The sequence below is a fragment of the Salinicola sp. RZ23 genome, from assembly GCF_003206675.1.
Classification (GTDB): domain Bacteria; phylum Pseudomonadota; class Gammaproteobacteria; order Pseudomonadales; family Halomonadaceae; genus Salinicola; species Salinicola endophyticus.
In genome coordinates this window covers 502,397-516,086 of record NZ_PZJK01000007.1, presented here as the reverse complement: position 1 = coordinate 516,086, position 13,690 = coordinate 502,397, and the positions used below count along the sequence as shown (strand labels likewise).

Below are 13,690 nucleotides of genomic sequence, written 5' to 3'. Positions count from 1 at the left end.
CGATTTATTCAGCGCTTCCCTTACCTGCCCGCCCCTGGGCGGTGCGCGTTCCGCTATCCCGACGTCTAGAGATATGAGAATCCATGAATAGCAAGGTCTTTCTACGCTGTACGTTGATCAGTCTACTCCTCTCCATTCCCTCGCCACTGCTGATCGGTCTGCTGATCACCCTGATCAGTAGCGTCCTGGCCACCGATCTCACCTGGTTTCTGAACGTCGAGGGTGTCTCGGCGATGTATGCGGCCACGGTCCTGGCGGTCTTCATTGTCCTGCTGCTGGCGACGCTGACGGTCTCGCTGTTGTCGCCGGCAACACCCAAGGCGGTGACTGCCGCCATGCTGGCAGACGTCGAGAACGACGACCGCGAGCTGGGCGAAGTGAAGTGGTTCAACGTCAACAAGGGCTACGGCTTCATTACCCGCGCCAGCGGCGAAGACGTCTTCGTCCACTTCCGCGCCATTCGCGGCAAGGGCCACCGTACCCTCGCCGAGGGGCAGAAGGTGCGCTATCACGTGATCGAGAACGATCGCGGGCTGCAGGCCGACGACGTCACCGTCATCACCTGAGCACCAGCCACCATCTCAACGACCCCAACCGCCCCCGGCGCCTGACGTCGGGGGCGGTTTTTTTATGTCCGGCGGAGGGGCACGGCCCGGCGTGACGCCGCGGTATCAGCCGGCAGGGGCGGGCATCTCGCCACCGCTGCCGCCGGGCTTGTTCTCTTGCTCTCTGTTGTCCACCCCGGCGCGCGCCTCGGCCTCGACGAAGATGCGCTTGACCGCGTCATGGCGCTGCTTGATCTTGCGGTCGAGCTCGACAATGGTGCGTTCGATCTGCTCCGCCCGGGCGTTACGCGCGAAACGCACGCTCAGATTGACCAGGACGAAGTCCGGGCCCATGTGCATGGTCAGCACCTCGTTGACCTGCTCGATCCCTTCGGCGTCACGCGAAAGCTGGCGAATGTCGTCGACCACATGGCGGTTGGCCGCTTCGCCGATCAGTAGCCCCTTGGTCTCCATCGCCAGCCAGATCGCGGTGCCGCCGAGAATCAACCCGATGACCACCGAGGCGATGCCATCGAAGATGGCCAGCCCGGTCCACTGACTGAGGCCGATCCCGGCCATGGCGACCAGCAGGCCGAGCAGGGCGGCGGAGTCCTCGAACACCACCACGAACATCGACGGATCCTTGCCGCGGTGGACCGCTTCGAGATAGCCCCACTTGCCCTTGGTCTTGCGAAAGGCGTGGAGCGCGAAGGCCCAGGAGGCGCCCTCGAAGAGAATGCCGAGGCCCAGGACGATGTAGTTGATCAGCGGGGATTCGATCGGCTCGGGGTGAAGAATGTGCACCACCCCTTCGTAGAGCGAGACCCCGGAGCCCACCGCAAAGATCAGCAGCGCGACCACGAAGCTCCAGAAGTAGACCTCCTTGCCATGGCCGAACGGGAACTGCTCGCTGGGTGGCCGCTTGGCCCTCTGCATGCCGAGCAGCAGCAGGATCTGATTGCCGGTGTCGACCACCGAGTGAATGCCTTCGGAGAGCATGGCCGAGCTGCCGGTGATGGCGGCGGCGACGAACTTGGTCACGGCGATGGCGAGGTTGCCGCCCATGGCCGCGAAGATGACCGCTTTGGATTCTGCCACGCGGGACCTCCTTGTCCTGATGTGGCCCGGTTATTGATGGGCCTGAACGCGAATGGGGCGCCGTCGCCGAGGTCACCGCCACGGGCGGGCCCGTGCGGCGCCATGGCGACAGCGCAGTGTGCGCAGTATAGAGGATGCCCGCGGCCCGGGACGGGCCTTGGGCTCACTGGCCGGGGTCGGGCCAGTCGATGGTGCCTTCCTGGCCTTCGGGCAGCACCTGCCAGAAACGGTCAGGGTCGTCGCCCGGCTGCCAGCCGCCGAGCGAACAGCGCGCTTCGCAGCCGAGCTGGGCCGCGGCGTCCCGGGCGCAATCGGTGTCGCGGGGCCAGGGCGTGGCGTCGCAGTCGAACCACAGGCTGGCGAAGTGATCGGCGGCGCGCTCCACCAGCATGATATTGATCGGGCGCGCCTCGCGTGTCGCCTTGCCGCGCCAGATGCCCTTGCCGCTGCGTGCAAGCGTCAGGGCGTCGTCGTCCAGCGCCTCGCGCAGCCAGGCGGTGATGGCGTCGACGTCGGCCTGGGCCAGGTAGATCTCGATGTCGGGAAAACGCTGCATGGCTTCCTCAGGTGAACAGCCGCACCAGCGTCGCTTCATAGACGCGGCTCAGGATATCGAGGTCTTCGGCACGGATGCGTTCGTTGACCTGGTGGATGGTGGCGTTGACCGGGCCCAGTTCGATCACCTGGGTGCCCAGGGTGGCGATGAAGCGCCCGTCGGAAGTGCCCCCCGAGGTGGAGAGCGTCGGGGTGATGCCGGCTTCCTGTTCGCAGGCCGCCCGTGCGGCTTCGAGCAGCAGGCCGCCCGGGGTGAGGAAGGGCTCGCCGTTGAGCGTCCACTCCAGCTGGTAGTCGAGGCCGTGGGCGTCGAGCAGGGCGGCGACGCGCTCGCGCAGTCCGGCCTGGGTGACCTCGGTGGAGTAGCGGAAGTTGAAGGTCACCTCCAGCTCCCCGGGCACCACGTTGGTCGCGCCGGTGCCGGCATGCAGATTGGAGATCTGGAAACTGGTGGCGGGGAAGAACTCGTTGCCCGCGTCCCAGTGCTCGTCGACCAGCGCCTGCAGTGCCGCCAGCGCCTGATGGATCGGGTTACGCGCCAGGTGCGGGTAGGCCACATGGCCTTGAATGCCGTGCACCCGCAGTACGCCACCGAGGGAGCCGCGCCGGCCGTTCTTGATCACGTCACCCAGGGTGCGGGTCGAGGAGGGCTCGCCGACGATGCAGTAGTCGAGCGGTTCGGCGCGTTCGCGCAGACGCTCGACCACGGCCCGCGTGCCGTGGATCGCCGGACCCTCCTCGTCGGCGGTGATCAGAAAGGCGATACGTCCGGCGTGGTCGGGGTGTTCGGCGACGAAGCGCTCCACCGCGGTGACCATCGCCGCCAGGCTGCCCTTCATGTCGGCGGCACCGCGGCCGCACAGGAAGCCCTCGGCATCGATGCGCGGAGCGAACGGCGGATACTGCCAGGCGCTCTCCGGACCGCTGGGCACCACGTCGGTGTGGCCGGCGAAGGCCAGCACCGGGCCGTGCTGGCCGCGGGTAGCCCAGAAGTTGTCGATACCGCCGATGGTCATGCGCTCGACGTTGAAGCCGAGCCGCGCCAGGCGCTCGATCATCAGCGCCTGGCAGCCGTGGTCGTCCGGCGTGACCGACGGCCGCGCGAGCAGCTCGAGGGCCAGGGCCTGGGTGGCAGAGGGCGCGGTCGTCGATGGCGCGTCAGACATGGTGGCTCCGGCCGGATCAGTTATGGGCGTGCAGGGCGTCGTTGAGTGCCACGGCACTCTTGTTGGTCCGGCACTCCAGGCGCCCGCTCACCGAGTGGCGTACGAACAGCAGATCGCTCTGACCGGCGAGTTCGCGTGCGGCCACGGTCTCTACCTCCTCGCCTTGGTCGTCGAGCACGGTCACCTTGGCGCCGGCGGTGACGTAGAGCCCGGCCTCGATGGTGCAGCGGTCGCCGAGCGGGATGCCGAGGCCGGCATTGGCGCCGATCAGGCAGTTCTCGCCGATGCTGATGACCACGTTGCCGCCGCCGGAGAGGGTGCCCATGGTGGAGCAGCCGGCACCCAGGTCGGACCCCTTGCCGACGAATACGCCGGCGGAGATGCGGCCTTCGATCATGCCCGGCCCTTCGGCCCCGGCGTTGAAGTTGCAGAAGCCTTCATGCATCACCGTGACACCCTCGCCCAGATAGGCGCCCAGGCGCACCCTCGCCGTGTCGCCGATGCGGATGCCCTTGGGCACCACGTAGTCGGTCATCTTGGGGAACTTGTCGACGCAGTCGACCGAGAGCGGGCGGCCGGCCAGGCGTGCCTGGAGACGGCGGGCGGGCAGCTCCTCGACATCGATGGCGCCTTCGCTGGTCCAGGCGACGTTCTTGAGCAGGCCGAACATGCCGTCGAGCTGGATCCCGTGCGGCTTGACCAGGCGGTGCGAGAGCAGATGCAGCTTGAGATAGACCTCAGGCACGCTCGCCGGCGCGTGGTCCTCTGCCAGGAACACCGCGACCAGCGGCCGCTGGGCCGTGGCGAACGCCTCGGCGGCCTCCGCCTGCTCGGGGGCGCCGGCATCCCGCAGTGCCTGGGCCAGTTCGGCGCAATGCTCGGGCAGGAAGCTCACCACTTCATCCTCGCCGCCCTTCAGTGCCTGACGCGCGGCGCTGACCACGGCCTCGGCAGGCTGGTAGAGCGGTGCCGGGTAGTAGACCTCGAGCCAGTCGCCCTGGGTGTTCTGGGTGCCGGTTCCTAGTGCGAAGCTCAGCATCGCGAAATCCTCTTGATCATGAAGGCGGTGAATGGGGTTGTGAGAGTGGCGATATCGGGTGGTATGGCGGCTGTCACGACCCCAGGGCGGCGTAGCGTGCCGAGTCGAAGCCGACGATCAGCCCCTCGCCCTGGGCCAGCAGCGGACGCTTGATCAGCGTGGGGTGGGCCAGCATCAGCTCGCGTGCTCGCACCGCGTCGACGTTCTGCTTGTCGCTATCGTCGAGCCCGCGCCAGGTGGTGCTGCGGGTGTTGAGCAGCGTCTGCCAGTCGGCCGCGGTGAGCAGGCGATCGAGCAGCTCGGCATCCAGGCCATCCTCGCGCAGGTCGTGATAGCGGTATTCGATGCCCTGGTCGGCGAGCTGGCGCCGCGCCTTGCGGCAGGTATCGCAGGTCTTGATGCCATACAGGGTGGTGGTCATGGTCGCCGGCCGCTCGCAGTGTCGCAAAGCCGCCGATTATAGGCGCCCCGGCACCACGGCTCAAACCGGGTCGTCATGCCCCGGGTCAGACGTCGAGCGCCTCGCACAGGCGCTCGCGCAGGCGGCGCTGGGCCTCGGGGTCGGTCAGCTGGCGGCCCTGCTTGTCGGTAATGAAGAAGACGTCCTCGACGCGTTCGCCCAGGGTGGCGATCTTGGCCGCCGACAGCGCGATGTTCTGCTCCATGAAGATGCGCCCGACCCGCGCCAGCAGGCCTGGTCGGTCGGGGGCGATCAGCTCCAGCGAGGTGCGCTCGTTGGCCGGGTCCTGCTCGATGATCACCTCGATCGGCACCTTGAAGTGCTTGAGCTGGCGCGGCGTGTGACGGCTGACGATCTGCGGGTAGTCGTCGGGGTCGTCGAGCTCCTCCACCAGATAGCGGCGCACCTCCTCGAGTCGCGCCGGATCGCGGATCGCATCGCCGTCGTCGTCGAGCAGAATGAAGGTGTTGAGCGTCCAGTCGTCGCTGGAGGTGGCGATGCGTGCGTCGTGGATCGACAGCCCCAGCTGCTCCATCGCCGCGGCGGTGGCGGCGAACAGGTCGTCCACCGAGCGTGTGTGAATGAAGATCTTGGTGCCGCCTTCCGTCATGTCGGCGCTGGGGGCGCTGACCAGGATCAGCGGCAGCGCTTCCTGATGGGCGAGGATGCCCTGGGTCTGCCAGGCGATCTCGCTGGCGGTGTACTGCAGGAAGTAGTCCTCGCCGAAGGTCTGCCACAGCGCCTCGACCCGCTCGCTGTCGGCGCCGATGGCGCGCAGCAGGCCGAGCGCCTCCTCGCGGGTTTCGCTGACCCAGCCCTGGCGGTCGATCGTGTTGTCGAGCCCGCGCCGCAGCACCCGCCGGGTCTCGGTGTAGAGCTGGCGCATCAGCGAGGCACGCCAGCCGTTCCACAGCGAGGGGTTGGTGGCGCTGATGTCGGCCACGGTGAGCACGTAGAGATAGTCGAGATGAACTTCGTCGCGCACGGTGCGGGCGAAGGCGTGGATCACGTCGGGGTCGGAGATGTCACGCTTCTGCGCGGTCTTCGACATCAGCAGATGGTGCTCTACCAGCCACGCCACCAGGCGCGTGTCCCAGGGCGACAGGTCATGGCGGGTGGCGAAGTCGGCGGCATCCACCGCGCCCAGCTGGGAGTGGTCACCGCCGCGCCCCTTGCCGATGTCGTGATAGAGCCCGGCGATCCACAGCAGCTCGAGCTTGGGCAGCTTCTGGATCACCTCGATGGCGACGCTGTACTCGTCACTGTCGCGGGCCTCGCGGAAGCGCTGCAGAAAGCTCAGCAGGCGCAGGGTATGGGCATCGACGGTATAGATGTGGAACAGGTCGTGCTGCATCAGCCCCACCGCCTCGCCGAACTCGGGCAGATATTTGCCCAGCACGCCGTAACGGTTCATCCGCGTCAATTGGGTGGGGACGTCGCCGCCGCTGCGCAGCAGCTCCATGAACAGGCTCTGGTGGCGCAGGTCCTGACGGAAGGCGTCGTCGATCAGATGGCGGTGGTCGCGGATCTGGCGGATGGTGTCGGCACGCACGCCCTCGATCTCGGGGTGCTGGGCCATCACCAGGAACAGCTCGAGCAGCGCCCCCGGGCGGCGTACGAAAACGTTGGGGTGGCGCAGCTGGATATAGCCGCCCTTGGTCTCGAAGCGCGGGTTGATCGGCTTCACCTCGAGCGCTTCACCGGCGCGCAGGATCACTTCGTCGAAGTGCTGCAGCAGCATGTCGTTGAGGCCGGCCAGGGCGGTGACGTGGCGGTAGTAAGCCTTCATGAACTGCTCCACCGCCAGCCGCTCGCGGGTGTCGACATAGCCGAACAGCGCTGCCAGGGCGCGCTGGTGGTCGAACAGCAGGCGATCCTCGGCGCGCCCGGTGAGCATGTGCAGGGCGTAGCGCACCTGCCACAGGAAGGCCTGACCCTGGCTCAGGATGCGCAGCTCGGCATCGTTCATGAAGCCCTGGGCGACCACGTCCTCGTAGCGCAGCGGGCCGAAGTGGCGCTTGGCGACCCAGCCGATCATCTGGATGTCGCGCAGCCCGCCCGGGGCGCTCTTGATATTGGGCTCGAGGTGATACTCGGAGTTGTTGTGCTTGTAGTGGCGGCTGATCTGCTCCTGCCACTTGCCCTCGAAGAACGCCGCCGACGACCACATGTGGCGCGCCGACAGACGCTCGCGCATGGCCCCGCGCAGCCGCTCGGGGCCGGCCAGGGTGCGGGTCTCGAGCAGGTTGGTGATGACCGTGATATCGGCGCGGGCCTCGCGCTCGCAGTCGTTGAGCGAGCGCACGCTCTGGCCGATCTCCAGGCCGATGTCCCATAGAAAGGTGATGAAGCCGGTCAGCGACTCGCGATAGGGGGTGTCGTCGTCGTGCTCGAGCAGCAGCAGCAGGTCGATGTCGGAGTAGGGGTGCAGCTCGCCGCGGCCATAGCCGCCCACCGCGAGCAGGGCGATGCCGTCGTCGGGCCAGTCGAAGCGTTCCCAGGCCACCTCGAGCAGCCGATCCAGGCACCAGGCGCGGCCGTGAACCAGGTCGCGGATATCGCTGCCCTGGCGGAAGCGCGCATCGAGACGTTGGTGGAGAGTCGCCAGGGCCTGCTTGAACGCCGGGATGGGCTGGCGCTCACGGGCGAGCTCGGCACGGAATGCGGCGACGTCGAACAGGGACTCGTCGGGCTGGAACCGGTAGTGATGCAGCAGCATGAACGCGAGCGCTCCCGATCAATGAAGGGGGGCGCCAGGCGACCCCCGGGCGGGCAGGGGCCGGTCAGGCGGAGAGGAAACTCAGGTCTTCGTCGGCGCGGGCGGTGAGCACCTCGACGCCCGTGTCGGTGACCAGCAGGGTGTGCTCCCACTGTGCCGACAGGCTCTTGTCCTTGGTCACTGCGGTCCAGCCGTCACGCAGCACCTTGGTGCGATAGCCACCAGCGTTGAGCATCGGCTCGATGGTCAGGCACATGCCGGGCGCCAGCTCGGCGTCGGCCTCGGGCGCATAGCCGTCATAGTGCAGCACCTGAGGCTCCTCGTGGAAGCCGGCGCCGATGCCGTGGCCGCAGAAGTCACGCACCACCGAATAGCCGAAGCCTTCGGCGTGGGCCTGGATCACCCGGGCGATGGTGGAGAGGCGCACACCCGGGCGCACCTCGGCCATGGCCTTGTAGAGGCACTCCTGGGTCACTCGGCAGAGGCGCTCGCCCTGGATCGTCTCGCCGATCACGAACATCATGCTGCTGTCGCCGTGATAGCCGTCGGCGGTCTTCACGGTGATGTCGATGTTCATGATGTCGCCATGCTTTAGCTTCTTGTCGAAATCGGGGATGCCATGGCAGACGACGTGGTTGAGAGAGGTGCAGATCGACTTGGGGAAGCCGTGGTAGTTAAGCGGTGCCGGGGTCGAGCCGAGTTCCTTGACGATGAAGTCGTGGCACAGGCGGTCGAGCTCGCCGGTGGAGACGCCGGCGACGACGTGTGGGGTGATCATGTCGAACACGGCGGCGGCCTGACGGCCGGCTTCGCGCATTTTTTCGATTTCGTCGGGTGTCTTGCGTGGAATGTTCATGCGCTCTCGCAGCGGAGTTCGGTGGGTGTCGCAGGCCGTGGTGAAGAGACGACGGAGACGGCGTCGAGGCAGTGGCTTCGACGACCGGCGACTTCATCTTGCGTGGGTTCTATGGTATAAAGCCGCGCGCTCGACTGCAATTCCCGTCCTGACGCGGCACGAGATAGAAGATGCCTCATGCCCCAGGGACGCGAAGCGACCCCACTGCCTATAAGGCGAGTGCGGTACGTGCGGTCGACGCGACAGTGGCGGTGAACGCACTCGTCTGGGGGCGTCACCGGAAAAAACACACACGCACCGACACATGGTCCCGGGTGCCGTGACGGCAACGCCGAACGGTCGGATCCATGGGGTGTGTGGAGGCCCAACCCGATTCTTCAGGAGTCACCATGGCACAAGTCAACATGCGCGACCTGCTCAAGGCAGGTGCACACTTCGGTCACCAGACCCGTTACTGGAACCCGAAGATGGGTCAGTACATCTTTGGCGCGCGTAACAAGATTCACATCATCAACCTCGAACATACCCTGCCGGCGCTGCTCGAAGCCACTGGCGTGGTCGAGAAGATGGCCGCTTCCAACAACAAGATCCTGTTCGTCGGTACCAAGCGTTCCGCCAGCAAGATCATCAAGGAAGAGGCGAATCGTGTCGGTCAGCCGTTCGTCAACCACCGCTGGCTGGGCGGCATGCTGACGAACTACAAGACCATCCGTCAGTCGATCAAGCGTCTGCGTGAACTCGAGACCATGCGTGAAGATGGCACCTTCGAGAAGCTGACCAAGAAAGAGGTCCTGATGGCGACCCGCGAGCAGGAGAAGCTCGAGCGTTCCATCGGCGGTATCAAGGAGATGGGTGGCCTGCCCGACGCGCTGTTCGTGATCGATGTCGACCACGAGCGCATCGCGATCAACGAAGCCAACAAGCTGGGCATCCCGGTCATCGGTGTGGTCGACACCAACTCCAACCCGGACGGCGTCGACTACGTCATCCCGGGTAACGACGACTCCATCCGCGCGATCCAGATCTACGTGCAGGCGATCGCCGATGCCTGCGCCAAGGCGAAGGAAGGTCGTCCGGACGAGTTCGTCGAAGTCAGCGAGACCAGCGACGCCGCGGCCGAGTAACGCCGCAGGCATCGCGTCTGCGTTGAGCGTGCTCCCGCAGGGCGGTCACCGGATCGCCGACATCAGCGCAGACACAGGGGGCTATCGAGCCCCCTTTTTACACCCGCAGCGGTGCCCCGCGGGCGCCGTTCGTCAGACGAAACAGCGATTCTCAGAGGGACTCACATGGCAGCTATCAGCGCTTCTCTAGTCAAGGAACTGCGTGAGCGTACCGGTCTCGGCATGATGGAGTGCAAGAAGGCACTCACCGAAGCCGAGGGCGACATCGAGCGTGCGATCGAAGATCTGCGCAAGAACTCTGGCCTCAAGGCAGCCAAGAAGGCCGGCCGTACCGCCGCCGAAGGCGCCATCCTCACCCGTGTGGCCGCCGACGGCAGCTACGGGGCGATGCTCGAAGTCAACTCCGAGACCGACTTCGTGTCCCGCGACGATAACTTCAAGAGCTTCGCCGACAAGGTGCTGGCCAAGGTGTTCGAGGCCAAGTCCGAAGACATCGCCGCGGTCATGGACGGTGAGCTGGAAGACGCCCGCAACCAGCTGGTGCAGAAGATCGGCGAGAACATCTCCGTGCGCCGCGCGGTGATCGTCGATGCGCCTGAAGGTGGCGTGGTCGGTGCCTACGTCCACGGCGACCGTATCGGTGTGCTGACCGTGCTCAAGGGTGGCAACGCCGAGGTGGCCAAGGACATCGCCATGCACGTGGCCGCGATCAACCCGGTCGTCGCCCGTCCGGAAGAGATGCCGCAGGAGCAGCTCGACCAGGAAAAAGCGATCATCCTGGCGCAGCCGGACATGGCCGGCAAGCCGAGCGAAATCGCCGAGAAGATGGTCCAGGGCCGTCTGAAGAAGTACCTGGCCGAGAACAGCCTGACCGAGCAGCCGTTCGTCAAGGACCCGAACCAGTCCGTGGCCGAATACGCCAAGACTGCTGGCGGCGAAGTCGTCGGCTTCACGCGCTTCGAGGTCGGCGAGGGCATCGAGAAGGAAGAGGTCGATTTCGCCAAGGAAGTCATGGAACAGGCTCGCCGCTGAGCCCCATGCTTTCTGTCGGGAGCGGTGGTCGCCAGGCGTCCGCTCATGCTCCCTGTGATGGCGTGCGCGAGAGCGCACGCCTTCGCGTATCCGCTGGATGAGAATCGCGCTCCTCCATCGGTCCTGCCGACACGCCCCGCAATCACCAGGAGAGACCCCATGTCCGACGTCGTCGATCGCTCGAACAAGCCCACCGAAAAGTCGAAGTACAAGCGCATCCTGCTCAAGCTTTCCGGCGAGGCGCTGACCGGAGAGCAGGAATTCGGTATCGATCCCAAGGTGCTCGACCGCATGGCACTGGAGATCGGCCAGCTGGTGGGGATCGGCGTACAGGTAGGCATGGTGATCGGCGGCGGCAACCTGTTCCGCGGCGCGGCACTGCATGCCGCCGGCATGGAGCGGGTCACCGGCGACCATATGGGGATGCTGGCGACGGTGATGAACGCGCTGGCGATGCGTGATGCGCTGGAGCGCTCCAACATCCGCTCGCGGGTGATGTCGGCGATTCCCATGAGCGGCGTGGTCGAGCACTACGATCGCCGCACCGCGATTCGCTATCTCACCTCCGGCGACGTGGTGATCTTCTCCGCGGGCACCGGTAACCCCTTCTTCACCACCGACTCAGCTGCCTGTCTGCGTGGCATCGAGATCGATGCCAACGTGGTGGTCAAGGCCACCAAGGTCGACGGCGTCTACGACAAGGATCCGGTCAAGCACCCGGATGCCATCAAGTACGAGCGCCTGGGGTATGATGACGTCCTCGACCAGAAGCTCGGTGTGATGGATTTGACCGCCATCTGTCTGGTGCGTGACCATGACATGCCGGTTCGCGTCTTCGACATGACCAAGCCTGGCGCGCTGTTGAATCTGGTGGTCGGTGGACGAGAAGGCACGCTGATTGATTGAGGTTTAGGACATGATCGACGACATCAAGAAAGACGCCGAAGGGCGCATGAAGAAGAGCCTGGAGTCGCTCCAGACCAACTTCCACAAGATTCGTACCGGGCGCGCCCACCCCAGCATTCTGGATGCGGTGATGGTCGAGTACTACGGCAGCGACGTGCCGCTCAACCAGGTCGCCAACGTCAACGTCGAGGATGCGCGCACGCTCGCCGTCACGCCGTGGGAACGCACCATGGTGCAGAAGATCGAGAAGGCGATCATGACTTCCGATCTGGGCTTGAATCCGGCCACCGCGGGTACCGTCATCCGCGTGCCGATGCCGCCGCTGACCGAAGAGACGCGCCGCAACTACATCAAGCAGGCCCGCGCCGAGGCCGAGAACGCCCGCGTGGCGGTGCGTAACGTGCGCCGCGACGCCAACAGCGACCTCAAGTCCCTGCTCAAGGACAAGGAGATCACCGAGGACGACGAGCGTCGCGGTGAAGAGGAGGTCCAGAAGCTGACAGACAAGTACGTCAGCGAGATCGACAAGCTTCTGGAAACCAAGGAACACGACCTGATGCAGGTGTAAGGTTCGACGGCGGCACGGGCATGAGGCGCGTGTCGCCGCCGCCCATCCGGCTTGCGAGATATCATGACAGACATGCAGTCGCGTGACGCTTTAGCGACGTCGTCGGTGCCTCGCCATGTGGCGATCATCATGGACGGCAACAATCGCTGGGCGCGCGCCCGGGGGCTCTCCAGTGCGCAGGGACATCGCGCTGGGGTCGAGTCGTTGCGCAGTGTGATCCGCCGGGCGGCGGAGCTCGGCATCGGCACCCTCACACTGTTCGCCTTCTCCAGCGAGAACTGGCGCCGGCCCTCGGCCGAAGTCAGTGCCTTGATGGAGCTCTTCATGCTCGTGCTCAAGCGCGAGGTCAAGAAGCTCGACGACAACGGCATCCGGCTGTCGATCATCGGCGACCGCCGGCGCTTCTCCAGTTCGCTGCAGAAGCAGATGGCGCGTGCCGAGGCGCAGACCCGTGACAATCCGGGCCTGCACCTGGTGGTGGCGGCCAACTACGGCGGCCGCTGGGACATCGCCGAGGCCTCGCGCCGGCTGGCCCGGCGGGTGGCCGACGGCGAGCTGGCCCCGGAAGAGATCGACGAGACGCTGCTCGATAGCGAAATCTGCCTGGCTGGCGAGCCGGCGGTGGATCTGTGCATCCGTACCAGCGGCGAGCAGCGCATCTCCAACTTCCTGCTGTGGCAGCTGGCCTACGCCGAACTGGTGTTTTCGCCGCAGCTATGGCCCGATTTCGACGCCGCCGCGTTCGATGCCGCGCTGGGTGATTTTCGCCAGCGCCAGCGCCGCTTCGGCATGAGCCAACAGCAAGTCGAGGCGAATGGTGCTTAGGCAACGGATTCTCACCGCACTGATACTGGCGCCGCTGGCGCTGGCTGGCCTGTTCGGACTCGACGGCGGCGCCTTCGCGCTGTTCACCGCCCTGGTGCTGCTGCTCGGCGCCTGGGAGTGGGCACGTCTCGCTGGCTTCGCCGCTACCGCTCCGCGCCTGGCCTACACGGCCGCGCTGGCGCTGCTGCTGCTGCTGGCGTGGTTTGCCGGCTGGGCATCCGCCCACTGGCCACTCTGGCTGGGCGTGCTCGGCTGGTTGGCCAATGCCCGCTGGGTCATCCGCTATCCCGATGCCACCCAGGAGTGGCAGCGCCCCGGCGTGCGTCTGGCGATGGGAGTGTGGGTACTGTTCCCGTGCTGGGTCGGTTTCTATCAGCTGCGCCAGGAGGGCAGTGAGTGGCTGCTGTTCGTGCTGCTGCTGGTGTGGCTGGCGGATATCGGCGCCTACTTCTCCGGACGCCGCTTCGGTCGTCGCAAGTTGGCCCGGCACGTCAGCCCCGGCAAATCCTGGGAAGGGGTCTACGGCGGCTGGGTGGCGGTGGCGCTGCTGGCGCTCGCCTACGCGCTGTGGCTGCCCTTCGATCTGGGGCAGGCCCTGGGGCTTTTGTTACTGGCACTGCTGGTGGCAATGGTCTCGGTGGTGGGCGATCTGTTCGAGAGCATGCTCAAGCGCTTCAGTGGCCTCAAGGACTCCAGCCATCTGCTCCCCGGGCATGGCGGTATCCTCGATCGCATCGACAGCCTGACAGCGGCAGTGCCGCTGTTCGCGCTGATTAGCCCCTGGCTGGGATAACCCC

14 protein-coding genes are annotated in these 13,690 nt (G+C 66.0%); 7 read left to right on the top strand and 7 right to left on the bottom strand.

Translation table 11 applies throughout. The features are described from left to right. Nucleotides 1-83: 83 nt before the first annotated feature. Nucleotides 84-566 (top strand): cold shock domain-containing protein, encoded by a 483-nt coding sequence (locus DOM67_RS20205; protein ID WP_035472481.1) that lies wholly within the window; start codon nucleotides 84-86, stop codon nucleotides 564-566. Between the two features lie 105 nt (nucleotides 567-671). Here the strand turns inward: DOM67_RS20205 and DOM67_RS08475 are convergent, their stop codons facing one another. The 7 genes from DOM67_RS08475 to map form a co-directional block, all read right to left on the bottom strand. After that, nucleotides 672-1,643, bottom strand: coding sequence for a cation diffusion facilitator family transporter (locus DOM67_RS08475; RefSeq protein WP_232825185.1), 972 nt, complete (start codon nucleotides 1,641-1,643; stop codon nucleotides 672-674). A gap of 163 nt (nucleotides 1,644-1,806) precedes the next feature. Beyond that, a complete protein-coding gene (locus DOM67_RS08470) occupies nucleotides 1,807-2,199 on the bottom strand; it encodes a hypothetical protein (RefSeq protein WP_110675178.1) in 393 nt (130 codons plus the stop codon). A gap of 7 nt (nucleotides 2,200-2,206) precedes the next feature. Beyond that, nucleotides 2,207-3,364, bottom strand: a complete 1,158-nt coding sequence (gene dapE, locus DOM67_RS08465) for a succinyl-diaminopimelate desuccinylase (protein WP_110675177.1) — start codon at nucleotides 3,362-3,364, stop codon at nucleotides 2,207-2,209. A 16-nt stretch (nucleotides 3,365-3,380) separates the two neighbouring features. After that, nucleotides 3,381-4,403: a 2,3,4,5-tetrahydropyridine-2,6-dicarboxylate N-succinyltransferase gene (dapD, locus tag DOM67_RS08460; protein WP_110675176.1), complete on the bottom strand. Its 1,023-nt coding sequence runs from the start codon at nucleotides 4,401-4,403 to the stop codon at nucleotides 3,381-3,383. A gap of 73 nt (nucleotides 4,404-4,476) precedes the next feature. Beyond that, the gene (locus DOM67_RS08455) at nucleotides 4,477-4,824 is read right to left on the bottom strand and encodes an ArsC family reductase (RefSeq protein WP_110675175.1); all 348 of its coding nucleotides are present in this window, start codon (nucleotides 4,822-4,824) and stop codon (nucleotides 4,477-4,479) included. Between the two features lie 85 nt (nucleotides 4,825-4,909). Further along, nucleotides 4,910-7,582: a [protein-PII] uridylyltransferase gene (locus DOM67_RS08450; RefSeq protein WP_110675174.1), complete on the bottom strand. Its 2,673-nt coding sequence runs from the start codon at nucleotides 7,580-7,582 to the stop codon at nucleotides 4,910-4,912. Between the two features lie 64 nt (nucleotides 7,583-7,646). Next, nucleotides 7,647-8,438, bottom strand: coding sequence for a type I methionyl aminopeptidase (gene map / locus DOM67_RS08445; RefSeq protein WP_110675173.1), 792 nt, complete (start codon nucleotides 8,436-8,438; stop codon nucleotides 7,647-7,649). A gap of 389 nt (nucleotides 8,439-8,827) precedes the next feature. Here map and rpsB point away from each other — a divergent pair, with 389 nt between their 5' ends. The 6 genes from rpsB to DOM67_RS08415 all read left to right on the top strand — a co-directional run bounded on the left by rpsB (nucleotide 8,828) and on the right by DOM67_RS08415 (nucleotide 13,686). Beyond that, nucleotides 8,828-9,562, top strand: a complete 735-nt coding sequence (gene rpsB, locus DOM67_RS08440) for a 30S ribosomal protein S2 (RefSeq protein ID WP_035472496.1) — start codon at nucleotides 8,828-8,830, stop codon at nucleotides 9,560-9,562. Between the two features lie 165 nt (nucleotides 9,563-9,727). Continuing rightward, complete coding sequence (gene tsf, locus DOM67_RS08435; protein ID WP_110675172.1) at nucleotides 9,728-10,594, top strand: translation elongation factor Ts; 867 nt, start codon at nucleotides 9,728-9,730, stop codon at nucleotides 10,592-10,594. A 159-nt stretch (nucleotides 10,595-10,753) separates the two neighbouring features. Next, the gene (gene pyrH, locus DOM67_RS08430; RefSeq protein ID WP_110675171.1) at nucleotides 10,754-11,500 is read left to right on the top strand and encodes a UMP kinase; all 747 of its coding nucleotides are present in this window, start codon (nucleotides 10,754-10,756) and stop codon (nucleotides 11,498-11,500) included. Between the two features lie 10 nt (nucleotides 11,501-11,510). Further along, on the top strand, nucleotides 11,511-12,068 hold the full coding sequence (gene frr, locus DOM67_RS08425) for a ribosome recycling factor (RefSeq protein WP_106419449.1): 558 nt from the start codon (nucleotides 11,511-11,513) through the stop codon (nucleotides 12,066-12,068). Nucleotides 12,069-12,131: 63 nt separating this feature from the next. Further along, on the top strand, nucleotides 12,132-12,893 hold the full coding sequence (gene uppS, locus DOM67_RS08420) for a polyprenyl diphosphate synthase (RefSeq protein WP_110675170.1): 762 nt from the start codon (nucleotides 12,132-12,134) through the stop codon (nucleotides 12,891-12,893). Next, on the top strand, nucleotides 12,886-13,686 hold the full coding sequence (locus DOM67_RS08415; RefSeq protein ID WP_110675320.1) for a phosphatidate cytidylyltransferase: 801 nt from the start codon (nucleotides 12,886-12,888) through the stop codon (nucleotides 13,684-13,686). The genes uppS and DOM67_RS08415 overlap by 8 nt, the downstream gene beginning before the upstream one ends. The last annotated feature ends 4 nt before the right edge of the window (nucleotides 13,687-13,690 follow it).